Origin of the sequence: Gordonia sp. NPDC003585 (genome assembly GCF_040610755.1) — a bacterium.
Classification (GTDB): Bacteria; Actinomycetota; Actinomycetes; order Mycobacteriales; family Mycobacteriaceae; genus Gordonia.
This window is the reverse complement of record NZ_JBEXMX010000007.1, coordinates 17,454-41,838: the sequence shown is the minus strand read 5'-3', so window position 1 is coordinate 41,838 and position 24,385 is coordinate 17,454. Positions and strand designations below refer to the sequence as shown.

22 protein-coding genes are annotated in these 24,385 nt (G+C 67.0%); 7 read left to right on the top strand and 15 right to left on the bottom strand.

What is annotated here, in order from left to right; all coding sequences use genetic code 11:
* Positions 1–65 precede the first annotated feature (65 nt).
* Together eccCa and ABZW74_RS03150 are read left to right on the top strand one after the other, a co-directional pair.
* On the top strand, positions 66–4,148 hold the full coding sequence (gene eccCa, locus ABZW74_RS03155; RefSeq protein ID WP_355273804.1) for a type VII secretion protein EccCa: 4,083 nt from the start codon (positions 66–68) through the stop codon (positions 4,146–4,148).
* Between the two features lie 8 nt (positions 4,149–4,156).
* Positions 4,157–5,479, top strand: a complete 1,323-nt coding sequence (locus tag ABZW74_RS03150) for a type VII secretion-associated protein (RefSeq protein ID WP_355273801.1) — start codon at positions 4,157–4,159, stop codon at positions 5,477–5,479.
* Positions 5,480–5,489: 10 nt separating this feature from the next.
* On the opposite strand, the gene ABZW74_RS03145 is transcribed toward ABZW74_RS03150, so the two are convergent.
* On the bottom strand, positions 5,490–7,400 hold the full coding sequence (locus ABZW74_RS03145) for a VWA domain-containing protein (RefSeq protein ID WP_240856626.1): 1,911 nt from the start codon (positions 7,398–7,400) through the stop codon (positions 5,490–5,492).
* Positions 7,401–7,631: 231 nt separating this feature from the next.
* The gene (locus ABZW74_RS03140) at positions 7,632–9,194 is read right to left on the bottom strand and encodes an HNH endonuclease (RefSeq protein ID WP_355273797.1); all 1,563 of its coding nucleotides are present in this window, start codon (positions 9,192–9,194) and stop codon (positions 7,632–7,634) included.
* 67 nt (positions 9,195–9,261) lie between these two features.
* Between ABZW74_RS03140 and ABZW74_RS03135 the strand changes: the two genes are divergently transcribed.
* From ABZW74_RS03135 to ABZW74_RS03115, 5 genes are all read left to right on the top strand, one after another.
* Positions 9,262–9,423 carry a hypothetical protein gene (locus ABZW74_RS03135; RefSeq protein ID WP_355273794.1) on the top strand — a complete coding sequence of 54 codons (162 nt, stop codon included), beginning with the start codon at positions 9,262–9,264 and terminating at the stop codon, positions 9,421–9,423.
* Between the two features lie 160 nt (positions 9,424–9,583).
* Complete coding sequence (rplM, locus tag ABZW74_RS03130) at positions 9,584–10,027, top strand: 50S ribosomal protein L13 (RefSeq protein ID WP_240856628.1); 444 nt, start codon at positions 9,584–9,586, stop codon at positions 10,025–10,027.
* A complete protein-coding gene (rpsI, locus tag ABZW74_RS03125; RefSeq protein WP_240856629.1) occupies positions 10,024–10,626 on the top strand; it encodes a 30S ribosomal protein S9 in 603 nt (200 codons plus the stop codon). The genes rplM and rpsI overlap by 4 nt, the downstream gene beginning before the upstream one ends.
* A 2-nt stretch (positions 10,627–10,628) precedes the next feature.
* Positions 10,629–11,972 carry a phosphoglucosamine mutase gene (gene glmM, locus ABZW74_RS03120; protein WP_240856630.1) on the top strand — a complete coding sequence of 448 codons (1,344 nt, stop codon included), beginning with the start codon at positions 10,629–10,631 and terminating at the stop codon, positions 11,970–11,972.
* Positions 11,969–12,664: an HAD-IA family hydrolase gene (locus ABZW74_RS03115; RefSeq protein ID WP_240856631.1), complete on the top strand. Its 696-nt coding sequence runs from the start codon at positions 11,969–11,971 to the stop codon at positions 12,662–12,664. The genes glmM and ABZW74_RS03115 overlap by 4 nt, the downstream gene beginning before the upstream one ends.
* Before the next feature lie 300 nt (positions 12,665–12,964).
* Here ABZW74_RS03115 and ABZW74_RS03110 read toward each other — a convergent pair whose 3' ends face one another.
* From ABZW74_RS03110 to ABZW74_RS03050, 13 genes are all read right to left on the bottom strand, one after another.
* A complete protein-coding gene (locus ABZW74_RS03110; protein WP_240856632.1) occupies positions 12,965–13,717 on the bottom strand; it encodes an SDR family NAD(P)-dependent oxidoreductase in 753 nt (250 codons plus the stop codon).
* Positions 13,718–13,757: 40 nt separating this feature from the next.
* A complete protein-coding gene (locus tag ABZW74_RS03105; RefSeq protein ID WP_355273787.1) occupies positions 13,758–15,044 on the bottom strand; it encodes an acyl-CoA dehydrogenase family protein in 1,287 nt (428 codons plus the stop codon).
* 57 nt (positions 15,045–15,101) lie between these two features.
* Entirely contained in the window at positions 15,102–16,154 is a 1,053-nt protein-coding gene (locus ABZW74_RS03100) for a phosphotransferase family protein (protein ID WP_240856634.1), read from the bottom strand.
* An 82-nt stretch (positions 16,155–16,236) separates the two neighbouring features.
* Positions 16,237–18,057, bottom strand: coding sequence for a GAF domain-containing protein (locus tag ABZW74_RS03095; protein ID WP_240856635.1), 1,821 nt, complete (start codon positions 18,055–18,057; stop codon positions 16,237–16,239).
* A 51-nt stretch (positions 18,058–18,108) separates the two neighbouring features.
* Positions 18,109–19,353: a bifunctional 3,4-dihydroxy-2-butanone-4-phosphate synthase/GTP cyclohydrolase II gene (locus tag ABZW74_RS03090; protein ID WP_355273783.1), complete on the bottom strand. Its 1,245-nt coding sequence runs from the start codon at positions 19,351–19,353 to the stop codon at positions 18,109–18,111.
* The gene (locus ABZW74_RS03085) at positions 19,350–19,850 is read right to left on the bottom strand and encodes a flavin reductase family protein (protein WP_355273780.1); all 501 of its coding nucleotides are present in this window, start codon (positions 19,848–19,850) and stop codon (positions 19,350–19,352) included. Before ABZW74_RS03085 ends, ABZW74_RS03090 begins: the two co-directional genes overlap by 4 nt.
* Positions 19,847–20,884, bottom strand: a complete 1,038-nt coding sequence (locus ABZW74_RS03080; RefSeq protein ID WP_355273777.1) for an LLM class flavin-dependent oxidoreductase — start codon at positions 20,882–20,884, stop codon at positions 19,847–19,849. The genes ABZW74_RS03085 and ABZW74_RS03080 overlap by 4 nt, the downstream gene beginning before the upstream one ends.
* A gap of 30 nt (positions 20,885–20,914) precedes the next feature.
* Positions 20,915–21,037, bottom strand: a complete 123-nt coding sequence (locus ABZW74_RS03075) for a hypothetical protein (protein ID WP_355273774.1) — start codon at positions 21,035–21,037, stop codon at positions 20,915–20,917.
* Positions 21,038–21,087: 50 nt separating this feature from the next.
* Complete coding sequence (locus tag ABZW74_RS03070; RefSeq protein ID WP_355273771.1) at positions 21,088–21,513, bottom strand: nuclear transport factor 2 family protein; 426 nt, start codon at positions 21,511–21,513, stop codon at positions 21,088–21,090.
* Between the two features lie 120 nt (positions 21,514–21,633).
* Positions 21,634–22,380 carry an SDR family oxidoreductase gene (locus ABZW74_RS03065; protein ID WP_240856640.1) on the bottom strand — a complete coding sequence of 249 codons (747 nt, stop codon included), beginning with the start codon at positions 22,378–22,380 and terminating at the stop codon, positions 21,634–21,636.
* Positions 22,377–22,703, bottom strand: a complete 327-nt coding sequence (locus tag ABZW74_RS03060; RefSeq protein ID WP_355273768.1) for an alpha/beta hydrolase — start codon at positions 22,701–22,703, stop codon at positions 22,377–22,379. Before ABZW74_RS03060 ends, ABZW74_RS03065 begins: the two co-directional genes overlap by 4 nt.
* Positions 22,669–23,175: an alpha/beta hydrolase gene (locus tag ABZW74_RS03055; protein ID WP_355273765.1), complete on the bottom strand. Its 507-nt coding sequence runs from the start codon at positions 23,173–23,175 to the stop codon at positions 22,669–22,671. Before ABZW74_RS03055 ends, ABZW74_RS03060 begins: the two co-directional genes overlap by 35 nt.
* A complete protein-coding gene (locus tag ABZW74_RS03050) occupies positions 23,156–24,358 on the bottom strand; it encodes an LLM class flavin-dependent oxidoreductase (protein ID WP_355273762.1) in 1,203 nt (400 codons plus the stop codon). Before ABZW74_RS03050 ends, ABZW74_RS03055 begins: the two co-directional genes overlap by 20 nt.
* Positions 24,359–24,385: the final 27 nt, after the last annotated feature.

The following is a 24,385-nucleotide window of genomic DNA, read 5'->3' as shown; positions in this document are numbered from 1 at the left end:
GCGGAGGATGCACAAGCTGGGGACGATGCACATGCGGGGTTGCTGGATCGGCAGGGGGAGGCGTGATGGTGACGACGACCGAGGGGTTCGTTCGACGACCCCGCATCACGCCGCCACGAACTCCGGGCGGAGAAGTCAACATCCAGGCTCCGCCGGACGTTCCGCGCGTCGTGCCCGGCAGTCTCCTGGTCAAGCTGTTGCCGGTGGTCATGATCGTGGCCGTGGTCGGCATGCTCGCGCTGATGTTCGTCACCGGCGGACGCAACATCCTGTCCAACCCGCTGTTCATGATGTTTCCGCTCATGATGGTGATGTCGATGTTCGGGATGTTCGCTGCCGGTGGACGCGGTGGTCCGAAACGCGCGGCCGAACTCAACGAGGAACGCAAAGACTATTTCCGCTACCTCGGTCAGATGCGCGCGCAGGTGCTCGAGACGGTCGACAAGCAGCGCGCAGCACTCAGTTGGAGTCACCCCGACCCGACGGTACTGCCGAGTGTGGTCGGGACCCGACGAATGTGGGAGCGCCGGCCCAACGACGCCGACTTCGTGCACGCCCGGGTCGGCGTGGGGTCGCAGCGGCTCGCGACGCGGCTGATGGCACCCGAGACCGGTCCTCTCGAGGACATCGAGCCGGTCTCGATGGTCGCGCTCCGCCGTTTCGTTCGCACGCACTCGGTGGTGCATCGGCTACCCACGGCCATCTCGCTGCGGGGCTTTCCCGCGGTGAACATCGAAGGAGCGCGACAGGAGACACGAACCCTGGTCCGCGCGATGCTCCTCGAACTGTGCGTCTTCCACGGCCCGGATCACCTGCGAGTGGGCATCGTGACCGGCGATCCGGCGGGGGAGGTGTGGGACTGGGCGAAATGGCTACCGCACGTTGCACATCCGACCCTGCGCGATGGTGTCGGAGCGGCGCGGATGGTCTATCCGTCGTTGGTCGACCTGGAGAACGCGTTGGCGGCCGACCTGCTCGAGCGCGGCAGGTTCAGCCGGTCGGCGCCCCCGTCGGCCGGGCGGGCGCACCTGGTGGTGATCATCGACGACGGCTATGTGACCGGCGACGAGCGGCTGATCAACGACGCCGGGACGGAGGGCGTCACCGTCATCGACCTCACCGCCCCTGACGACGGTCTGGCCGCGCGACGGGGCTTGCAACTGGTCGCTCGTGACGGTCGCGTCGCCGCACGGAGTGCATTCGGCGTCGAGGAGTTCGCCGACATGGACTCGATGAGCGGCGAGGAGGCCGAAGCCATCGCGCGTCGGCTCGCGCGGTACCGCTTGGCGACCGCCGCCACGATGGCCAATCTCGAGTCGGAGGTAACCTCGACCGACCCGGGTCTCCCAGCGCTGCTGGGGATTTCCGATGCATCGCGATTCGACCCGAACATCGGCTGGCGGGGACGATCTGGTCGCGAGCGTCTGCGCGTACCCATCGGCTATACGCCGGCCGGGACGACGGTGGAACTCGACATCAAGGAGAGCGCACACGGCGGCATGGGGCCGCACGGATTGTGTATCGGCGCAACCGGTTCGGGTAAGTCGGAGTTTCTGCGCACCCTGGTGCTGGCGATGCTGGCCACCCATTCGCCATCCGAACTCAACCTGGTACTCGTCGACTTCAAGGGCGGCGCAACCTTCCTCGGGCTCGAGTCCGCACCGCACGTGGCAGCGATCATCACCAACCTCGAGCAGGAACTCTCGATGGTGGACCGGATGAAGGATGCTCTCTCGGGCGAAATGAACCGCCGCCAGGAGATCCTGCGCGCGGCAGGCAACTTCGCCAATGTCACCGACTACGAGCGCGCCCGCGCGTCGGGTGTGCGGCTGAAGCCGCTGCCCGCGCTGTTCATCGTTGTCGACGAATTCTCTGAACTCCTCTCGCAGAAGCCGGATTTCGCCGAGCTGTTCGTCGCCATCGGCCGGTTGGGACGGTCGTTGCACATCCACCTGCTGCTGGCGTCACAACGACTCGAAGAGGGCAAGCTGCGCGGCCTCGATTCGCATCTGTCTTACCGCATCGGGTTGAAGACCTTCTCCGCCAACGAGTCCCGCACGGTGTTGGGAGTACCCGACGCCTACCACCTGCCGAGCGTGCCGGGTTCGGCGTACCTCAAGTGCGATTCGTCGGAGCCGTTGCGATTCAACACCTCCTACGTGTCCGGCCCGTATCATCCGCCCGTCTCGGCGGATGCCGCCTCCGAACCGGCCCCGGCGTCTTCCGTGCCGCAGGGTCACCTCAAGGTGTTCACGGCACTGCCCGTGCCCTGCGACGATATGTCACCGCCGGGAGCGGGCCGCATGTCACCGACCGAGTCGCTGCTCGATCGCGCGGCAAGTCTTCTCGACGAAGAGCCGCCCGCTGGGTTGTCTGCGGTGGCGGTACCGAGTCTGCTGGAGACCCTGGTAGGCCGGATGGCGGGCAGCGGGCCGCCCGCACATGAGGTGTGGCTGCCTCCGCTCGACGAATCGCCGACCATCGACCAACTCCTCGGTCCGCGCGATTGGACTCGGCCTGCGGCGGTGGGGAATCTGGCGCTGCCGGTCGGCATCGTCGACCGGCCTTACGAACAACGACGCGACCAGTACGTCATCGATGTGTCCGGCGCCGCCGGAAACGTCGCGGTCGTCGGTGGGCCACAGTCGGGCAAATCGACAACGCTGCGCGCGCTCATCATGTCGGCGGCGGCGTCGCATACGCCGGAGCAGGTTCAGTTCTACTGCTTGGACTTCGGTGGTGGCAGTCTCGCCGGTATCGCGGGACTGCCGCACGTCGGCTCCGTGGCTACGCGCGGCGACATGGATGCGGTACGACGCACGGTCGCCGAGGTGGCTGCGATCGTCCGGGCTCGTGAGCTTCTGTTCGCGCGGTTGGGAATCGAGTCGATGCGCGACTATCGCACTCGGCGCGCCGAGTGGTTCGCGACCGGGCTCCTCGATCCGGCCGATCCGCTCGCCGAGGACCGATTTGGTGACGTCTTCCTCGTCTTCGACGGAATCGGGGTGCTGCGCAACGAATTCGAGTCCCTCGAAGACCAGATCAACGTGATCGTCGCCCAGGGTCTGTCCTACGGCGTGCACATCATCGTGTCCGCGTCGCGATGGGCCGAGGTGCGTCCGGCGATGCGTGATCTCATCGGCAGCCGACTCGAGTTGCGTCTCGGTGATCCGATGGACTCCGAAATGGGCCGTCGGGCTGCGCAATTGGTGCCACAGAACCGGCCAGGGCGCGGGCTCACCGCGCAAGAGTTGCACATGCTGATGGCCCTGCCGCGGCTCGACGGTGTCTCGACGGCCGAGTCCTTGCCCGCCGGGGTGGCCCAGGCCGTGGAGAAACTGTGTGCGGCCTATCCGGCACGCGCGGCGATGCCGGTCCGCAAACTCGGTACCGAGATCGGCGCCGAGGTGGTGGTTGCTGCGGTCGAGTCCGCGGGAATCACGCTGCGTCCCAACCAGGTTGCCATCGGTGTGGGGGAGCTCGAGCTCGCCCCGGTGGTGTTGGATTTCGGAACCCAGCCGCATTTCATGGCGTTCGCCGACGTCGAACACGGCAAGACGAATCTCCTGCGAACCATCGTGACGGGTCTCGTCGCGGGTGCGACACCCGACCAGGCGCGGATCGTGTTCGTCGACTATCGACGCACCATGCTCGGCGTCATCGACGGTGATCATCTGGCCGGCTACGCGAGTTCGGCCGAGCGGGCGGCAGTGATGATGCAGCAATTGGCCGGCTATCTGTCCGAGCGGCTGCCGCCGGAGGATCTGACGGTCCAGCAACTGCGCGAGCGTAATTGGTACGAGGGCCCGGACGTGTACGTCGTCATCGACGACTACGACATGGTCGCCACTGCGTCGGGCAACCCGATGCTGGCCCTCGTCGACCTCGCTGCGCATGCCCGCGACATCGGCCTGCATATCGTGCTCGCCCGACGGTCCGGTGGAGCGGGGCGGGCTCTGTTCGACCCGCTGATCGCGCGGCTCAAGGATCTGTCGTCCGATGTGCTGTTGATGAGCGGGGACCGGGACGAGGGGTACATCATCGGCCGGGCCCGGATGCAGAACCTCATTCCTGGCCGCGGCGAACTCATTTCGCGCAGCCGGCCACAGGAGATGATCCAGATCGCGTATACGGCGCCGGTCGAATGAGTCACGTGATGACGCAGGCGATACCCGGGAAGAGGGTTGCCGATCCGTCCGTCGTGATCGACCTCGGCTACGGTCGGGTCACCTCGTCGAGGACACCGGGTGCGGTGCTTGCCGACGTCGGTCAGATCCTCGATGCGGTCGACTCACCCACCGTGCGTACGGCTTCCGGAACCATGCCCGTCCGTCAGGCATGGCGGATGGTGTTTCACCAACTCGGACCTGCGATCGGCGGAGTGGACTCGGCTGCGCCCCTGATCGTCGGGCATCCGAGTACGTGGGGTCCGCGCCGGGCGTCGGTGCTGTCGGAGGTCGGTGCCTATGGCCGTGTCGTATCTCTCGTGCCGCGAGCGATTCTGATCGCGCGAAGTCACTGCGACCCAGCCGTCCGCAGGTGCGCGGTGGTCGAGACCACGCACGTGCCGCACCCGATTGTCGACCCGGTCCGGCCGCCGAAGCCGGGCTGGGATGTGGCGATCCTGCGCCGCGCAAGTTCCGGGTGGATGGTTGAGCGCAGTGCGGTGCTCGACCCTGCCGATGGGCAGGCCGGCGTGATGTCGATCATCGACGACGCGGTCGAGGCCGTGTTCGTCGATGGTGCCGACCCGGCCGATGTGGATGCCGCGGTCGAAGTCGTCACCGCGCATGCCGTTGCGGGGCGGGTCGTACCGGCCGAGCCTCGCCTGGTGCTGCGCTACGGCGCACGGACGGGAGGGGCCGCTCGTCCGCACTCCGATGCGGCCGAGCCGGCGCTCGCGGTTCCGGCACGATCGACCCGTCCTCGCACGGCGATCCTCGTGGCGGCTGCGGTGGTTGCAGTGCTCGCCGCGGCAGGTGTGGTGGCGGTGGGTATGGCGTCGCACCGCGAGCAGACGCGGGAGGTGGAACCAGGGTCGGTGGTCGTTGGGCGCACCACCCTGACGGTGCCCGGAGGTTGGCGGCAGACCGCGCAACCCACCCCGAGCGGCACACGCGCCGACCCGTCCACGTCGCGGACCTTGTTCGTGTCGGCCGAGGACGGGCGGCGGATCCTCCTCATCCAGACGCGCGTACGGAGCGATTCGACGCTGTCCTCGGTGGCGACCAGCCTGGGCAACCGGATGCGGCAGCGCGGCGACGACGTGGTCACCGAGTTCTCCCCGTCGACGCGATTCGCCGGACGCGACGTCATCAGCTACCGCGAGGAGCCCGCGTCGGGAAGCGCGATCCGTTGGTATGTCATCGTCGACGACGGGCTGCAGGTGTCCATCGGCTGTCAGCCGGGTAACGCGGCCGAACCCGTCGACACCGAATGCGAGCAAGCGGTGCGGACCGCGGTGATCGCGCCGCGGTGAGAAGAACGCATCACTCGAACGGGCAGTGCTGTCCGTCGGTGAACCCAGTCCGCGCCCTGAGGGACGTCACGCGGCCGTCGGTGTCAAAAACCGCAGCAACGTAGCGTCCCGTGCTGGGCTCGAGGAAGAAATCTGCGGTCCCGTCGACCGACGACGTACGGCAGGTGCCCCTGGGGTAGCCGGCGTACGCCTGTCTGACGTCTGCGCGTGACGAACCGAGTTGCACGCCCTTGTCGGTGGCGAACCAGTCGAAGGCTGCGATCGTGCCATCGGGGTCAGCCCTGACCTGAGCGCTGTACTGATTGGAGTTCTGCGGGCGGAAGAAGAACAGTTGGGTTCCGGGTGGGTAGAGGCCCTGAGTGACCACCGTCTTGCTGACGTAGGTGTTCGGAATCTTCGACGACGGATCGCCGATGTACACCCCGCCTGCACCGCCGAAGGTCAGCAGGCTGGTGGGGCTCAGTGTCACCGAATCGTTCGTCGGCTCAGCGCGGCTCCCTTGGCAGATGTCCACCACGAAGTCCGAGGTGGCCAGTCCCGCGCGTGACGACGCGCGGCGCACCGAGCGGTATGTCCAGACGTCGTTGCACCAGCCGAGATCCGTGGCGAGCAACCAATCCGGAGTCTTCGGCTCGTCCGGCCCGTTCTGTTGACTGCTCCCTACGCCGATCGCTTCCGGCCCGCCCCACGACTCCCACACGATGTCGCTGATGGTGCTCGACGCGGTCGATGCGAACGAGATGCCGTTCGGTCTCTCTGTGCCGAAGCCAACCGCGTACTGCTCGTAGTTCGCCCGGCCCAGCACGGGAGGAGTCGCCGGCGCCTTGCTCGGCAGGCAGTGGCACAGCACCACCGACCGGACGGTACCGTCCGCGATCGCGTCGGCCCCGGAATAGCCGATCTGGTAAGCGGTTCCGGCCGCCTCGTCTGCGACAAAGACTGCCGTGTGGTCGCTGTCGGAGCGAGGTTGCCCGTACAGCTCGACCGCCCGCGACCCCGCGCTGCCGGCTGTCACACCGTCGATCGTGACGCCCGACGCGCCAGGCGGATTCCCGGGCGCGATCTCGACCAGCGTCCCACTCGCGTCGAACACGTAGGTGCAGTTCTCCCACACGATGATCGTGCGGTCGCCGTCTCGGGTGCCGGTGCGCGGGAAGCCCGGCACCTTGCCGGCGACGGTGTCGATTGAGTCGCCGATCGTGGCCTGTCCCTGGCCGTTGGGCGACAACCTCGACCGTGCGGCCTGCGCGTTCTGCGCGGCTGCCAGACGCGCAGTCATTTGTGCGGCGTTGTCGGCGGTCAGGAATACTCCGCCGCCCTGTTGGGCCACACACTGCAGCGACGGTGCGTCGGTCTTGAATCCGACGGCGCTGATCGTGACGTTCGGATGTTGCGTGCGAATGGCTTGGGCGGTCGCGCACGGATCGGGCTGACAGTTGGACTCGCCGTCGGACACCAGGACCATTGACGATGCGGTGTCGGGCAGCAACTTCGCCGCCTCGGTGAGGGCATCGCCGATTGGCGTGAAGCCCTGCGGGGTGAGTGCGCCCAGGGCGGCGTCGACCGACGACGGTTCGACCTTGCCCATCGGGACCACGACCCGCACGTCCCGGCAGCCCTGAGCTTGCGTGGTCGTCTTCGCCGACTGCTGCGAGCCGAACACGACGACGCCCGCCTCGGTCCCCGGCGGCAGCGAACCGACGAGAGCCTTGACCGCCGCGCGTGCGGCGGTCCACCGCGGACCTGGCGCGTCCTCTATCAGCATCGACTCCGACGCATCGACCACGACGACTGTCGGTACCGCGGCCGGCGCCACCACGTCGCCCGACTCGGGCGAGCTCTCGCCATCGATCGACGAGCACGCGCTGAACACCAGCGTCGCCAAAACGAAGGGGACCAACCATCGCCAGGTTGTCGACATGCGCGAAGTCTAGGAATCCGTTGACCGGGACGCAGCGCGATGCGGCCGATACAACTGTTCGGACGACAGATCCGTCAGCCGCCCCGACTTGCTGCTAGTGGCGTCGAGCCATTCCGCTCCCTGAGGCGCCGCCCTGAGGAGCGAGCATGCGAGCGTCTCGAAGGGTGCCCGAGGCGCTGGCCGAGGGCCTCGAAGGGCAAGCAACCCAACAGCATTGGCGACCACGAGAGCCTACGGCCAGGTGATGATGGTTTTGCCGGTGGTGGCGTGTCGCCAGATGACTGCGCGTCCTTCGGCCAACGTGGGTATCCAGATGTCGAGGTGTTTGAACTGGTGGCAGGGGATGCAGAGTGGGATGAGGTCGTCGGTGATCGTCCAGCCGCCGGCCATCGGGTCGGCGTGGTTGTAGGGCCGTACGTGGTCGAGTTGGCATTCGGCCACGGGTCGGCCGCAGTAGGGTCCGCGGCAGTGGTGATCAGTCAGCGCGATGGCGCGCCGCTGCGCGTCTGTTGGTTCGTAGTCCAACGCCCCGACCGGGGGTACAGGTAGCCCACCGTGTCCGGTGGGGTCGATCGGCTTCGGGTTCGGCGGGCGAGACAACACACGGATCGCGCCGGAACTGTCGCTGCTGCTGTCGAGGTGGGCGGGCACGTGGATACGCCCGGCCTTGCGGGGTCGTCCGGCGCGCAGCATCGTGATGCGCCCGTGCGGGTCGGGGTCGGTGGGATCGGTGCGATGCATGAACCGTTGGGCTTCGCGGTACATGCCGGTCCAGGTGGCGTCGGTGGCGAGTGCGCGGGCGTGGGCTGGGTCGATGACGCCGTAGCCGGGGACGAAGGGCACCATCTCCCCGGTCAGACCGGCCAGGGTGGGCGCATCGGTCACAACGACGACGGCAGCTTTGGTCGGTACCAGCGCTGTGGAGGGTTTCGCGGGCGCAGCGTCCGGCTTTGCAGCGACGTCAGCATCAATATCGATGTCGGTGACGTCGTCGGCGGGTTCGGGTTCGGGGTGAGGCTTCTGGTTCGCGCGCGCACCGCAGGTGTCTGACCCGCATTGGCACTCCAACTCGGTACGGCCGCGGGTGATGGCCACCAGCGCATCGGCACGTTGTTGACCGGGCAGGCGCGGGTCGTCGGCGCAGAGGTAGTGGTTGATCAGTCCGGTGATCCGGGATTGCAGGTAGCGGGCGTCGCCGAGTCCGAGGGTGGCTGAGATGGCGACCTGCCCGTACGGGGCTTTGGAGAAGCGGACGTCTTGGTAGCGTTCGGCGAACTCTTCCCGCACCTCGGCCGCCGCCAAGGGGTCCAGCGCGATCACCAGTTCATCCAACTTGTCCGAGAGCACCGCATTCGTCGACGCATCGGCCGCCAGGATCAGGGCGGCCTCCTCAGCAGCCGCCCGTTGCTCAGCATCCACGCCGCACACCGCGTGCGCGACCAGCGATGCCCGTGATTCGGACAGATCCCCGGCGAGGAACGCTGCCCGTACTTGCGGGAGGTCTTGCAGCAAAGCGCCGAGGGTCATCCACCGGCCGGCCGTCGCCGGGGGGACGGCGAAATGCAGGGAGACTTCGCGCAGGGCGGCTTTGTCGGGCATGCGTTTGCGATACCGGTCCGAATCGGCGGCCTGCACGCGGTCGAACACTTTGCGGCCCAGGTGGTAGGCGGCCAGGATTTTGCGGGCCATCACCTCGAACTCGATCCGGGTGAACGCCGAAGCTGCTGTGGCCAGGTCGGTTTCACCCGCGTCGGCCAGGGTGGCCTCGCTGGTGTCCCGCCCCGGTTCGAACATGTGTTCACTATCGCATGGGGGTACGACAAGAATTGTTCGGCGGAGTTCGGGGTGTGAGTTATCCACAGTGATCTCGACACGACGCCTCGCCCAGGGGCTCGGAGTCGGCTCGATCAGCGTGACCGGGCTCGGTGTCGGCTCGATCAGCGTGACCGGGCTCGGTGTCGGCTCGATCAGCGGGACCGGGCTCGGAGTCGGCTCGATCAGCGTGGGGGTGGCCGCGTTTTGACCCCGGACCTGGCGTTCCCGTACTCTGGATCGCTGGTGCGTGGCACCTGTTCGCCTTGTGTGCGCAGGTAAAAGTAGCTCCGGGTCCCCGCTGGTCGCCGGAATCCCTGCCGCCGATGCGCCCGACCAGTAGCAAACGACAACAAGAGTTGAGGACAACTGTGCCCACCTACACCCCGAAGGCCGGTGACATCACGCACGCGTGGCATGTCATCGACGCCACCGACGTGGTGCTCGGCCGCCTCGCCGTGCAGAGCGCGAACCTGCTCCGCGGCAAGCACAAGCCGACCTACGCGCCGCACATCGACGGCGGCGACTTCGTCGTCATCATCAACGCCGAGAAGGTTGTGCTGACCAGCAACAAGGCCGAGCGCAAGCTGAACTACACGCACTCCGGGCATCCCGGTGGGCTCAAGTCCCGCACCACCGCCGAGCTCCTCGAGTCGCACCCCGAGCGGGTCGTCGAGAAGGCCATCAAGGGCATGCTGCCCTCGAACAAGCTCGGTCGTGCCATCGCTTCCAAGCTGAAGGTGTACGCCGGCCCGAACCATCCCCACGCGGCCCAGCGCCCCGTCCCCTTCGAGATCAAGCAGGTGGCCCAGTGACCAACGAGAACATCAGCGACGAGGCCGTGGAGGCCGCCGTGGAGAATGCTGCCGAGGCCCAGGCCGAAGCCGGTGACAACACCGCTGCCGCCGAGACCGCCGTCGAGCAGGCCGTGGAGAGCGTCGAGGCTGTGGAAGCCGCTTCCGACGACTACGACACCGCCGCCCCGGCCGCCGAGGTTGTGGCCGATCGCGGACCGGTCGTCATCGACCGCCCGATCCAGACCGTCGGCCGCCGCAAGGAGGCCGTCGTCCGTGTGCGCCTCATGCCCGGCACCGGTCAGTTCAGCCTCAACGGTGGACGTTCGCTCGAGCAGTACTTCCCCAACAAGGTTCACCAGCAGCTGATCAAGGCTCCGCTGGTCACCGTCGAGCGCACCGAGTCCTTCGACATCTACGCCAAGCTCGTCGGCGGCGGCCCCTCGGGCCAGGCCGGCGCGCTGCGGCTCGCGATCGCACGTGCCCTCATCGAGGTCACCCCGGAGGATCGCCCGGCACTGAAGAAGGCCGGCTTCCTCACTCGCGACCCGCGTGCGGTGGAGCGCAAGAAGTACGGCCTGAAGAAGGCCCGCAAGGCGTCGCAGTACTCCAAGCGCTGATCTTGGCACGCCTTTTCGGAACCGACGGCGTCCGGGGCCTGGCCAACGCGGAGCTCACACCCGAGCTCGCGTTGCGCCTGGCCTCGGCCGCCGCGGTCGTTTTCGAGGAAGACTCGCAAGCACCCACCACCCGCCCCCGGGCAGTGGTGGGCCGCGACCCGCGCGCATCCGGCGAGATGCTCGAGGCGGCGGTGTGCGCCGGCCTCGCCGCGACCGGCGTCGACGCCATCCGCGTGGGTGTTGTACCCACGCCTGCGGTGGCCTTCCTGACCGCGGACTACCGCGCCGACTTCGGCGTGATGATCTCCGCCTCGCACAACCCGATGCCCGACAACGGGATCAAGTTCTTCTCCGGCGGCGGACACAAGCTCGACGACGCGGTCGAGGACCGGATCGAGGCCGCCATGGCCGACGAGTTCATCCGGCCCATCGGAGCCGCGGTCGGTCGGATCGTCGACGCGCCGGATGCCGGTGAACGCTACGGCCGTCACCTCGCGGCCGCGATCAAGCAGCCGCTCGACGGGCTGACCCTCGTGGTCGACTGTGCGCACGGCGCCGCATCGACGCTGGGACCGCAGATCTACGAGGCCGCCGGCGCCACCGTCATCGCGATCCACGCCGAACCCGACGGCATCAACATCAACGAGGACTGCGGCTCCACCCACATGGACAAGCTGCAGGCCGCTGTGCTCGAACACGGCGCCGACCTCGGCCTGGCCCACGACGGTGACGCCGACCGCTGCCTCGCCGTGGACTCCACCGGCGCACTCGTCGACGGCGACGTCATCATGGCGATCCTCGCGACCGCGCTGCGCGAGCGAAACCAATTGCGCGACAACGTTCTCGTCGCCACCGTGATGAGCAACCTCGGTCTGCACATCGCGATGCGCGAGTCCGGGATCGAGTTGCGGACCACGGCGGTCGGCGACCGCTACGTGCTCGAGGAACTTCGTCGCGGCGGCTACTCCCTCGGCGGTGAGCAGTCGGGGCACATCGTGATCCCGGAGTTCGGCACCACCGGCGACGGCATCCTGACCGGCTTGCTACTTGCCGAACGCATCGCCGTCACCGGTAAGCGTCTCGCCGATCTCGCGAGTATCGTCACGGTGCTCCCGCAGGAGCTCATCAACGTCCGAGTTGGCGACAAACACGCTGTGGCGCAGTCGCAATCGGTGAAGCAGGCAGTCGTGGCCGCCGAGGTGGAACTCGGCGACACCGGACGGGTTCTGCTCCGTCCGTCGGGCACCGAACAACTCGTGCGGGTGATGGTCGAGGCGGCCAGCGCCGACGCCGCGCACTCGGTTGCGCGTCGGATCGCCGACGTCGTGGAGACCGCAGGCGGATGAGCGCTCCCCAGGCGGTCCTGTTCGACTTCTCCGGCACCCTGTTCCGGTTCGAGGCCCGCGACGACTGGTTCGACGGGCTGCACGACGAGCACGGCGACCCGCTGCACGTCGACACCCAGGCCGAACTGATCCGGAAGATGACGCAGCCGGTCGGCGTTCCCGACACCATCACCGGTGACGACCGAATCGCCTGGGAAAACCGGGATCTCGATCCCGCACAGCATCGCCGCGCCTATCTGGCGATGCTCGGACAGTCGGGTCTCACCGTTCCCGAGCACGCGGTGTCGCTGTACGAGCGGGTCCTCGATCCCGACTCGTGGGTGCCGTTCGACGACACGGTCGCCGTCCTGCAGGGGTTGTCCGCCGCCGGAATCCCGGTGGGCGTCGTCAGCAACATCGCTTTCGATCTGCGCCGGGTGCTACGCAAATACGGAGTGTTCGAACTCGTCAGCACGTACGCGCTGTCCTACGAAGTCGGTGCGATCAAACCGGATTCGGCAATTTTCGAAGCGGCACTCGACGCTATCGGCGTCGAACCGAAACACGCCCTGATGGTCGGCGACAGCGACGTCGCCGACGGTGGTTCCGTCGAACTCGGTTGCGCGTTCGCGCTCGTGCACGACGTCTCGCCGGCGCAGCGGCCGACCGCATTGCTCGATGCCGTGCGCGCGCACGGTATCGAGATCGGCTGAAGCCGCAGTCTCGCTGGTCGTGCGTTCCGCGACTCTCTTCCGCTGCCTGAGGTGCGACGAGCGCAGCCGCCGGGCTGAGGAGCCCCATGCGAGGTACGAGCAGGGAGCGTCTCGAAGTCGAGGAGCGTCGAAGGCCTGGTGAGCGGACATCGTTGTCTCACCAGGCCTTCGAGGCTCGTCGCTAGCGCTCCTTGCACCTCAGGCAGCGGTTGTTTGTTGCTCGTCGCACCTCAGGCAGCGGTTGTTTGTTGCTCGTCGCACCTCAGGCAGCGGTATGGGATAACCCAGCAATCGCTGAGATCAGAAGTTGCCCTTGGCCGCCCAGCCGCCGTCGACGGGGTAGATCTCGCCGGTGAGGAAATCGCCCTCGCGCATCAGGTAGGCGACCATCGACGCGATCTCCGACGGCCGGCCGAGCCGACGGACGATGTGCGCGTTGGCATTTGCCTGGCGCATCTCCTCGGTGATGTCGGCGAGGATGGGGGTGTCGATGGTGCCGGGGGCGATCGCGTTGATGAGCACGTTGTGCGGACCGTACTCGTAGGCGGCCTGCTTGGTGAGGCCGATGACGCCGCCCTTGGCGGCGGAATACGAAGCGAGATTGGGTAATCCGCGCAGCGCGGCCATCGACGAGATGTTCACGATGCGACCACCGCCGCCCTCGATCATGTTCGGGATCACCGCGCGCATACCGAGCCACACGCCCTTGAGGTCGGTGCCGACGACGTTGTCCCAGGCCTCCTCGGTGAGCCCGACCACCGAGTCCTCGCTGATCATGTTGACCACGCCCGCGACATTGGCCAGGCAATCGACCCGACCGTGCCGGTCGATGATGTCGGCCACCGACGACGCCCAGTCGTCGGCGACCCGGACGTCCAGTCGGATCGCCTCGGCGGAACCCCCGGCCTCGGCGATCTCCTTGAGGGTGACCTCGCAGTCCTGCAGGTCGGCGGCGGCGACGTGCGCGCCGTCGGCGGCGAGGCGGATGGCGGTGGCCTGTCCGATGCCCTGATGGGCTCCGGTGACGATGGCGATCTTTCCGTTGAGAGACATGTGTTCTCGATACCTTTCGTTGACTATGGGTGGTGGACGATCAGGGTTGTTCGGCGAGCAGGTCGGCAAAGCGCTCGATGGCGGCAGCGCGTCGGGTCGGGACGTGTTCGGACGGAACCTGCTGTGGGGGAGGGGAATACGCCTTCAAGTACTGGCGTGCCACGCTGTCACGATGCACCTCGTCGGGTCCGTCGTAGAGACGTGCGGCGCGAGCGGCCCGATACATGAACTCCAATGGCAGGTCGGCGCTGTAGCCGAGGGAACCGTGGACCTGGACCGCGCGATCGATGACGTCGTGCAGGATGCGGGCGCCGAAGAACTTGATGAGGGCGATGTCCTTGCGTGCGTTGGACGTACCCTCTTCGTCGATGCGCCACGCGGCGTGCAGGGTCATCAGGCGCAGGGCCTGAATCTCGGCGGCCGAATCAGCGATCCAGTTGCGGACCGTCTGCTTGTCGGCGAGCACCGAGCCATGCGCCGATCGGTAGGTTGCGCGCTCGCACATCATGTCGAAGGCACGGCAGGCTTGGCCGATCCAGCGCATGCAGTGGTGAATCCGGCCCGGCCCCAACCGGATCTGCGCCACCACGAAGCCCTCACCGCGGCCACCGAGCATCGCTTCCTGCCCGACCTTCACGTCGCGCAGGCGCACCTCACAGTGGGAGCCGTACGTGTTGTCGCGGGGACGCGGATTCTCGATCGAACCGATGTCGCGGACCACCTCGAGGCCCGTCGCGTCGATCGGGATGATGAACTGCGATGCGCGGCGGTGCCGGTCGGCGTCCGGATCGGTCACCGCCACCACGATCATGAAGTCGGCGGTGCTGGCGTTGCTGATGAACCACTTGTGGCCGTTGAGCGTCCACTGCTCACCGTCCCAGGTGGCGGTGGTGGTGAGATTGGTGGGATCGGCGCCCGCGTTGCCCGGCTCGGTCAGGGCGAAGGCCGAGTACATCTCGCCGGCCAGTAGCGGGTCGAGCCAGCGGCGACGCTGCTCGTCGGTGCCCACCGCGGCCAGGATCTCGGCGTTGCCGGAATCAGGTGCCTGACAGCCGAATACGAGCGGACCGTACGGACTCGCACCCAGGATCTCCTGCATGAGACCCAGCTTCACCTGTCCATAGCCCTGGCCGCCGAGCTCGGGGTCGAGGTGGGCCGCCCAGAGTTCTTGTGCGCGCACCTCCTCCTGCAGTGGGGCAATGGCGCGCAGCAGCGTCGGCCAGTCGAGATCGAGGACCTCGAGTGGGAAGATCTCGGCGCGGACGAAATCCCGCATCCAGTCGAGCTTCTTCTGAAATTCGGGTTCGGTGGAAAAGTCCCAGGCCATTCTGGTGTGCTCCGTTCAGTGAGAAAGAGGTTGGGGGGACGGGTTGGGTTCGATGGATCAGCCGACGATGCGGTGTGCTCGGTCGAAGAGTCCATTGGCGTAGCGGCGCAGCCGTTCTCCGACGTCACGACCGGCTGCACCGGCACACGATCGGGCGTAGGTGCCCTCGAGGATGATGCCGATCTTGAAGCACGCCAGGACGGTGTACCAGTCGATCGCGCTGAGGTCGCGGTCGGACTGCGCGGCATACCGCTCGAGCATCGAGGCTCGGCTGGGCAGGTCGCCGGTGGCGCCGAGGGCGCTCTCGTAGAGATCGGACTCGCCGTCGTACTCCGGCCAGATCGCCGACAGCATGCCGACATCGAGCAACGGATCGCCGATGGTGGCCATCTCCCAGTCGACGATCGCGGCCACCTCGGGGCGTTCCATCGCGTACATGACGTTGGCGATGTGGTAGTCGCCGTGCAGGATTCCGGGCCGGCTGGCACCGGGCCGGTTGTCGTCGAGCCACGACGCCAGCTTCCCGACGTCGCCGAACTCCGGTCCTGGGTACCCGGGAGTGTCTGCATAGCGGTCGAATTCGCCGAGCCAGCGCGGGACCTGGCGCTCGAGGAAGCCGTCCGGCCGGCCGAAATCGTCAAGGCCGACATCAGTGTGGTCGACGGCGGCGAGTGCGGCGAGGGCATCGACGAGCGCGAAGCCCATCACGCGACGCCCCGCGGGTGCCGCGGCATACGCGGCCGGCAGGTGCGTCGCCGCGTTGAACCCGTCCACCGGCTCCATCAGATAGAACACCGCGCCGAGGATCTCCTCGTCGGTGCTGCCGGCGATGAATCGAGCGTGCGGCACCGCGGTGTCGGCCAGGGCGGCCAACAGGCGCATCTCGCGAGAAATGGCCGAGTTCGACCCGGGCCTCAGATGCAGCGGGCCGCGCCGCAACACGAACTCGGTGTCACCGCGGGAGAACCGGACCATGATGTTCTGCGTGCCCCCGCCGATGGGGGCCGGATCAGTGATCGCGCCGTCCGGTAAGCCCTCACGCTCCATCCAGTCGCTCAGCGCGGCGAGATCGACGCCGGCGATCGCTTCGCTGGTGGGGGTCGTGGGCATGTCTCCACGCTATGAGCGCACGCCATTGAGTGGAACCGTCGAGTTGAGGTGGCGTTGTGGAGAACTACAAACCGAACCGACGTCACTCACCCGAAAGTTCGAGCACCTGAAAGGCCATCTTCGCCGACAACAGGCTGTCGAGACTGGTCGGATCCTGTCGACAGATCTCTCGGATCCGGCCGAGCCGATAGCGAATCGTGTTCTCGTGCACGTCCAATGCCTGGGCAGTGGCCTGCACCTTGCCGTCGGCTGCGACAAACGCGCGCCACGTCGCCAGCAGGGTGCCGTCGTCATGATCGCGCACGGCCGCGACGTAGGAGTGCGCGAAGTGCAGCGCTTCCTTGACGTGTCCACTGCTGACGACGACGCGGAAGAGTCCCAGGTCGTCGAGGCTGACCACGCGGGTGCCCCAGTCGAATGAGCGTGCGATGGAACCGATGTCGCGCAGTTCGCGATGGGCGTGGGGGAAGTCGGTGGGCACCCGGCAGACACCGGAGATGACGGTTGTGCCGAGCGACAATTGGCCGGCGAGACGATCGGCGATCGTCGAAACGTCGGTGCGGATCGCGTCCACGTCGGGATTGTCGTGGGAGAGGCGCACCATCACGATCACCGCGCCCGGCAGCCGCACTGCGGGTGGCGCGGGGATCGACATCACCGCCGAGAAGGTGCGGGTGACCAGCGACTGAATCGCCGACGCCGACATCTGACCCTGCGCGTCGTCGACCGTGAAGCGCACCAGCACATGCGGATTGGTGAGGTCGATGCCGAACTGCGGACCGCGTCGAACCAGATGTTCCTTGTCTCGGCCGCTGCGCAGGAGGTCGGAGAGGTAGTCGTCGCGGGCCTGACCCTCGGTCTCGATCTGCCGGCGTTCGGAGAGCATCTGCAGCGCGAGCACGGTCGCGCCGCGTTCGGCGATGTTGGCGTCGATCGATTCCAGGCTGCGACCGACCTCGACGATCCCGAGGAAGCCACTCGGTTTGCCCTCGATGACCATGCGGCACATGAGATGCCGACGACCCAAACCCACGGCGAGCTGGGCGGGGACCACGGCCGACGGGGTGTTCACACTCAGCTCGGCGAGCGTCGCCCGTACCGACGCGGTGTTGCGGACCTTGGCGCTGATGATCGGTGGCGCATCCATTCTCAGCGCTTCCGGTGCCGCCCAGGCGAGTACGTCGAAGTCGTTGTTGTAGAGCACCACGGGTTTTGCCGACAGTTCGCTGAGCAGGCCGACGACGCGCCCGATGTTGGCGCCCTCGAGGACCGCGTTGGTCAGCCGTTTGTGGACGTCGGCGAGATAGGCGAGAGTCGAGTTGTTGCGGGCGATCTCGGCAGCCTGGCGCCGAAGCCGGGTGTTGAGCATGGCCTGGCTGATGAACAGCGCCGACAGTCGCGCGAACAACGTCGCGAGCTCGATGTCGTCTGCGGTGAACTCGTGATCGCGGCCGCGGCTGTCGACGAAGATCACGCCGATGACCTCGTCGTCGAACACGAGCGGAACACCGAGCATGGCGCGGACATCCCAGTGCGCCATGGTCCGGTGATGGGGCCGCGGATCGTTGAGGGCGTCGCGGATCACCACCGGCTGGCGGGTGGTGATGACCTCCTGGCTGAAGCGGTCGCCGTCGAACCCGGATTCCTGGCGTTTGACCGCCTGGGTGATGTCACCGGCCTCCTGGCAATAGCCGGCGGCGCCGCGATACCGACCGTTGCCGTGGCGCAGGTAGACCGAGCACCGCGTCACCCCGAGCAGGGCGCACAGCCGTCGGCCCACCAGGGTCAGCAGGTCCTCGAGTTTCGCGTCGGTGATCGCCTCGGTGGTGACCTGGGCGAACGCCGCGATGACCTCGCGCTCCCGGCTGACCAGGGTCGACGGGGGATCAGCGGAGACGGTCATCCTCACCTCGAACGTGAAACGGTGTGCTGCTGATCACACTAGCAGCGGTTTTCAGGCACCGGTGACGGCCTGCGCCTCGAGTACGTGCCCCATGCGTTCCTGTTTGGTCCGCAGGTAGCGCACGTTGTGCGGTGTCGTGACGGTGGGTAGCCCGACGCGTCCCACGATCTCGAGGTCGAAACCGTCGAGCCCGCCGTACTTCGCGGGGTTGTTGGTGATCAGACGCAATCGACGGGCTCCGAGATCGGCGAGAATGGCGGCCCCGACGCCGTAGCTGCGGGAGTCCACCGGCAGGCCCAGCGCGGTGTTGGCGTCGACGGTGTCGAGCCCCTGCTCCTGCAGCGCGTAGGCACGGATCTTGTGTGCGAGCCCGATCCCGCGACCCTCGTGTCCGCGCAGGTAGACCACCGCGCCGCAGCCTTCTTCGGCGATCGCGGCGAGGGCCTGCTCGAGCTGTGACCCGCAGTCGCAGCGCAGGGATCCGAGGATGTCACCGGTGAGGCATTCGCTGTGGACCCGCACCAGGGTTCCGCGGTCGGTGTGGCTGGCTGCGGCGAGGTCGCCCATCACCAACGCGAGGTGCTCGGTGCCGTCGAGTTCGCTGCGGTAGGCGACGGCCCGGAAGTCGCCGAATACCGTCGGCATGGTGGCCGAGGCGACCTGATGCACCAGCGATGTCGATGTACTGCGGTGATGGACCAGGTCGGCGATCCGCAGGACCGGGAGGTCGTGCGCCGCGGCGAAGGCGAGCAGGTCGTCGCCGCACCGCATGGTGCCGTCGTCGGCGACGATCTCACCGATCACGCCGACGTCTCCGACACCGGCCATCGTGACCAGGTCGACGGCCGCCTCGGTGTGGCCGGCGCGGGTGAGGACGCCGCCCTCGCGAGCACGGAGCGGGAAGACGTGACCGGGGCGCCGCAGGTCGGCCGGGCGGGTGGTGGGGTCGGCGAGCGCACGCACGGTGGCCGCCCGATCGGCCGCCGACACTCCGGTACCGGTGTCGACGTGGTCGACGGTGATGGTGAATGCGGTGCCGTGCGCGTCGGTGTTGTGGGTGACCATCTGCGGCAGGTCGAGTGCACGCGCTCGTTCGTCGGTCATGGGTGCGCAGATGATCCCGGTGGTGTGACGCACCATGAACGCCATCGCCTCGTCGGTGACCAACGACGCCGCACCGATCAGGTCGCCCTCGTTCTCGCGGTCGGCGTCGTCGATGACGACGGCGAGACCACCCGCGGCGATGGCTGCGACGGCGTGCGACACGGCCTCGGCGGGCCCGATGGCGGCGGTCATGACGCGATCTCCAGCGCGCGATGTGTACCGAAGATCCGCGCGTGATAGGTCAGCGGGTCGGCGGACGTGTGCCCGGTGGCGACGACATTGCCGAGGGCGATGACGTGATCGCCACCATCGACCAGGGATTCGGATGTGCAGGCGAGCCAGCCCGACGACCCGGTGAGCCGCGGTAGGCCCGCGTCTGCGGTCCAGTCGACGCCGTCGAACTTGTCGGCGCCCTTGCGGGCGAACTGCAGTGCGACGTCGGCCTGCTGGTGGGCCAGGACATTGACGCCGAACGTGCCTGTCTCGCGGATGATTGCGAGCAGATCGGAGCCGCGGTCCAGGGATACGAGCACCATCGGCGGAGTCATCGACAGTGAGGTGAACGCACTCACCGTGGTGCCGTGCGGTCGTTCGCCGTCGAATGCGGTGACGACGGCGACGGGGGTGCAGACCCGCGACATCACCTCACGGAACTCGAGTACGACGCCATCGGCGATTGGATCGCTCACTGTGAACTCCTGGAAGATCTGTGGGTTGGGGGGCCGTGGCGCCGGCGCGGATGGGCGGCACCGGCGCCACGGTTGCCTGGTGGGCGGTCGGGCGTTACACGCCGACCGGTGTTTTGGCGGTCATCTTTGTGCACTTCGGGAACGACCTTCTCGCCGAACAACTTCAGGCTCTTCTCGGCCTCGGCGAGTGGGAGTCCGCCGAAGGAGAACGCCGCGTTGGCCAGGAAGTCGCCGATCAACTCGTGCCGGTGGGCGTACTTCTCGACGATCTGCTCGGGCGTGCCGTAGACGTTGGCCTCCACATACGCGTCGGCCGCAACTTCCATGCCCGCCTCACGGATCATGTCGGCGCCTGCCTGATAGGTCTCGTAGCCCGGTGTCTCGCGCCAGTGCTTGCCGGCGAAGTCGTAGTGCTTGATCACCGACAGGAAGTACCGGTTGATGTGCTCGTAGGCGAGGCGTCGGGCTTCTTCCTCGTCCTCGTGGCAGATCACGAAGTCCTGGATGACCGGCGGGCCGGGTTCGGTGCCCTGGGCATCGCGGAACAGTTGCTTCCAGCCGTTGATCTGCTCGGCATGCTTCTCGAACGGGAACTGCATGAAGGTCATCATCTGCACGCCCATGTCGGCCACGATCGGCACCGAATCCGGCGACATGGCGGCGGCGAAAAGCCTTCCGTCCCAACTGGTCGTCGGGTTGGGACGCGGGCGGACCTCGACCTCGACCTGCGGGAAGTTCGGTCCCTCACTGGAGACGAGACCGGTGCGGATGCCGCGCATCACGACGTCGGCGCCCTCGTTGAAGCGCGAGCGTGCGTCCTCCATGGGGATGCCGAAGGTCTCGTACTCCATCTTGGCCAGTCCGCGGCCCATGCCGAGAAGCACACGGCCACCCGACATCTGGTCGAGCATGACGGCCTTCTCGACCACCCGCAGCGGATCGTTCCACGGCAGGATGACCGCGCCGAGGCCCAGCTTCACCCGTGAGGTGCGGCCGGCGAGATACGACAGGATCGCGAAGTTGTCGGGGCACATCGAGTAGTCGTCGAAGTGGTGCTCGGCCGATCAGACCGAATCGAATCCGACCTTCTCGGCGAGCACGCCGAGTTCGAGGTCGTGGCGGAAGACCTCTTCGTCGCTGATGTTCTCGTTATAGTTCTGGAAGACCAGAAGAATGCCGACGTCCATGTGGGGCTCCTTTGAGGGTTGAGAGGTGAATGTGATTGGGGGAGTTGTGGTCAGGGTGCGAGGAAGACGGCGCGGGTGTGCTCGGTGTCGAGGAACTCCTTGACCGTATCGATCTTGCCGTCGCGTACCACGAAGACGAAGTGGTAGAGGTTGTTGTAGACGCGACCGTTGGTCATCTCCGAATACGACTCGGTCTCGACCGCGACGCGCTCGCCTTCGGCGGTGAACGCCAACGGGGTGAGCCGGATGGCACCGGTGGTGGTGGCGGTGGACAAGCTCGACAGCATCTCGCCGAACGCCTGCTTGTCCTTGGTGCCGGAGATCCCGTCGATGGTGCCGCCCACCCACCAGGTCGCGGTGGGGGACAGGTAGGAGAGAATTCCCTCCACATCGCCTGTCGAGAACACCTCCATGAAATCGGCGACGAGCTCCTTGTTCTGCTGCTCGAGACTGACGTTCGCGGTACTGGGTGCCACCGGTTACTCCTTCTGTGGTGTCAGCGAGTGCTGAATTCGTTTGCAGTACAGACGCTATGGAAAAGTGTGGTCTGCGTCACCGGCCGAGTTGGGAGCTGTTGTGGGTTGCCACAACAAGCCTCAGCGCGCACCACCGCTGAAGGAGTTCAGCAGACCGCCGTCGACCGGCACGGTGGCGCCGTACATGTAGGTGGCACCTGCGACATCGACGATGACCTGCGCGATCTCCTCGGGTTTTCCGGTTCGGCCGGCCGGGATGGACGACACGATGCGGGCGCGTGCCCGTTCGGACAGACCCGACGTCATGTCGGTATCCACAAAACCCGGCACGACGAGATTGACCCGGATGTTGCGCGGGGCCAGTTCCGCGGCGAGAACCTGCGTCATGCCGGACAATCCGGCCTTCGCGGATCCGTAGGCCACGTCGCCGGGGAAGCCGCGCAGGCCCACGACTGCACCGACATTGACGATGGCGGAACCGGATTCGAGAAGCGGGACGGCCGCTCGGGACATCTCGAAAGCGCCGGTGAGATTGGTGGCCAGCACCAGATCCCAAGACTCGCGGGTGAGGTCGTCGATCCGGCCGCCGCGGTGGACGCCGGCGACATTGATCAGCGCGTGCGCGGAACCGTATTCCTCGGCAACGGTTTTCATCGCGCGCCCGACCGAGTCGGAGTCGGTGACGTCGGTCTTGATCTCCATCACCCGCTGCGGATGGGTGAAGGGCGAGGTGGCCACCCCTCTCGCGAGCGAGATGACGTGATCACCCTGTGCGGTCACCCGTTCCACCACCGCGCGGCCGATTCCGCGGGACCCGCCGGTGACGATCCAGACCAGGGGCCGGGTGTTTGCCGGTTGCGTGCTCATGCTTTCAGGAACTCCTGCAGCTCGGTGAGATAGCGGTCGCGGTCCTGCAGGAACGGCGCATGTCCGCAGCCCTCAAAGGTGACGAGCCGTGCGTTCACGGCCAACTCGACGGCGGCCTGCGCGCCGGAGTACGGGACAAAGGCGTCGTCGGTGCCGTGCAGCGACAGGATGGGGGCGGTGATCGCGGCGAGCTCCTTGCGGAGGTCGATGCGCGCGAGGTCGCGCAGGGAGTTGTCGCCGAGGGGTCCCATCTCCATGAACATGCCCCAGATCCAGTTCAGGACATCGTCACTCGGTGGTTCGGAGAACACGGCCTGTGCCACACCGCGGAAGGTGTCGGCCCGATTGGCAGCAGCACTGGCGAGGACCTGCTCGACGTCGTCGACGGTGCCGCCGTGCGGCCAGTCGTCGGTCGCGGTGTAGCGCGGCGACGCGGCCGGTGAGGACGAGTCCACCTGCGCGGTCGCCGAGTTTCGCGACGGCAGCAGTCGCCACGGCACCTCCGAACGACCATCCGTTGATCACCGGCGCTTGAAGCGACAGGTGGTCGACCACGGCAACCACGTCGGCGGCGTCGCTGTCGATCGAGACGTCGTCGAAGTCCTTGTCGGACTTACCGCATGCCCGCAGATCGATGAGCACGACCTCGTGGCCGGCGGCGCGCAGTGCCGGCGCGACGGTGTCCCAGCATCGGGTGTTGGCGCCCCAGCCGTGCAACAGGACCACTGCGCGGCCAGTGCCGGTGTGGTGTTCGAAATAGATGCGGCGGTCGTTCTCAACGGCGAGATAGCTCATGGTGTTCTCCTTCTTGATGGGATTCGAGGTCGAGCAGTTCGGCGGTGGACAGATCGTCAAAGATACTGTTGCCGTGCGATTTAGGGGTATGGTCCCGCAGGCTTCGGGGCAGGAGCGCGGGTGCGTCGGCGAAGACGGGCATGACGTGTTCGGCGAGGAGTTCCATCGACTCGACGACGTGCTCGTGGGCCATGCCGCCGAACTTCATCCAGCAGATCAGGTGATCGAGTCCGGTCTCTTCACGCAGGATCTCGATCTCGCGAACGAGTCCGGCCGGGTCACCGAGGTAGCAGACGCCGCCCTCGCGGAGGCCGTCGAGACTCATCGCTCCCTCGCCGGCGCTGGCGGCGAGTTCGGCGTACCGCTCGTAGCCGACGGCGTCGGAGCCCTGGGGGATCGCCGACATGACGGTGTCGAAATACCAGCGCAACGGCTCGCGAGCACGTTCGACGGCGGTCTGCTCGTCGCGTGCCAGGTGGATCTGCCAGTTCATCGGGAAGTCGATGGCGGTGGGTTCACATCCGTGGTCGAGCAGGGCGCGTTTGGTGCGAACCACAAAGCCGTTGAGTTCGGGCAGCGTCATCAGGGTGGGGGTGACGAGGAGGTCGTGTCCGTCGTCGGCGAGCAGATCGAAGGTCTCCGGCGAGATCGACGCGATGTAGATGGGAGGTGCAGGACGCTGGAGGACGCCGGGGCGGCAGTCGGCCTCGACGATCTGAAAGTGCTTGCCGATGAACGTGTACGGTTCCCCGACCGGTTTGGTCCACAGGCCGCTGATGATCTGCAGCGCCTCGGCGAACACCTCCCGGCTGACGTCGCGACGATCCTGCGCGCCCATGGCCCGGAACTCGTGTGGCTGATAGCCGCGTCCGACTCCGAGGTCGAGGCGGCCGCCCGAGAGCACGTCGACCATCGCGTAGTCCTCGGCGATGCGCACCGGCCAGTTGAAGGTCAGGTTGCTGACCGCGATGCCGATGCGCATGCGTTCGGTGCGCTCGGCGATGGCTGCGGCGGCGATCTGCGGCGACGGCATGGACCCGTAGTCGCTGCCATGGTGTTCGGCGAGCCACACCTCGTGAAAGCCCAGTTCCTCCGCGATCTCGACCTGCGCAAGCATCTCGTCGTAGGCCCGGCGGAAATCGCGGTCGGGGGTCTCGAGCACGTAGAACACGCTGAACTTCATGCCCGATCCCTTCCGTTCTCGATGTGA

What these genes read in the sequence shown, in the direction of transcription:
- ABZW74_RS03095 (WP_240856635.1), bottom strand. Translation starts at nt 18,057, where the DNA reads ATGACCGTCTCCGCTGATCCCCCGTCGACCCTGGTCAGCCGGGAGCGC.
- ABZW74_RS03100 (WP_240856634.1), bottom strand. Translation starts at nt 16,154, where the DNA reads ATGCCCACGACCCCCACCAGCGAAGCGATCGCCGGCGTCGATCTCGCC.
- ABZW74_RS03055 (WP_355273765.1), bottom strand. Translation starts at nt 23,175, where the DNA reads ATGAGCTATCTCGCCGTTGAGAACGACCGCCGCATCTATTTCGAACAC.
- ABZW74_RS03080 (WP_355273777.1), bottom strand. Translation starts at nt 20,884, where the DNA reads ATGTGCCCCGACAACTTCGCGATCCTGTCGTATCTCGCCGGCCGCACC.
- eccCa (WP_355273804.1), top strand. Translation starts at nt 66, where the DNA reads ATGGTGACGACGACCGAGGGGTTCGTTCGACGACCCCGCATCACGCCG.
- ABZW74_RS03075 (WP_355273774.1), bottom strand. Translation starts at nt 21,037, where the DNA reads ATGGACGTCGGCATTCTTCTGGTCTTCCAGAACTATAACGAGAACATC.
- ABZW74_RS03050 (WP_355273762.1), bottom strand. Translation starts at nt 24,358, where the DNA reads ATGAAGTTCAGCGTGTTCTACGTGCTCGAGACCCCCGACCGCGATTTC.
- ABZW74_RS03065 (WP_240856640.1), bottom strand. Translation starts at nt 22,380, where the DNA reads ATGAGCACGCAACCGGCAAACACCCGGCCCCTGGTCTGGATCGTCACC.
- ABZW74_RS03105 (WP_355273787.1), bottom strand. Translation starts at nt 15,044, where the DNA reads ATGGCCTGGGACTTTTCCACCGAACCCGAATTTCAGAAGAAGCTCGAC.
- ABZW74_RS03090 (WP_355273783.1), bottom strand. Translation starts at nt 19,353, where the DNA reads ATGACCGCCGCCATCGGGCCCGCCGAGGCCGTGTCGCACGCCGTCGCA.
- ABZW74_RS03110 (WP_240856632.1), bottom strand. Translation starts at nt 13,717, where the DNA reads ATGTCTCTCAACGGAAAGATCGCCATCGTCACCGGAGCCCATCAGGGC.
- ABZW74_RS03140 (WP_355273797.1), bottom strand. Translation starts at nt 9,194, where the DNA reads ATGTTCGAACCGGGGCGGGACACCAGCGAGGCCACCCTGGCCGACGCG.
- ABZW74_RS03115 (WP_240856631.1), top strand. Translation starts at nt 11,969, where the DNA reads ATGAGCGCTCCCCAGGCGGTCCTGTTCGACTTCTCCGGCACCCTGTTC.
- ABZW74_RS03150 (WP_355273801.1), top strand. Translation starts at nt 4,157, where the DNA reads ATGACGCAGGCGATACCCGGGAAGAGGGTTGCCGATCCGTCCGTCGTG.
- ABZW74_RS03145 (WP_240856626.1), bottom strand. Translation starts at nt 7,400, where the DNA reads ATGTCGACAACCTGGCGATGGTTGGTCCCCTTCGTTTTGGCGACGCTG.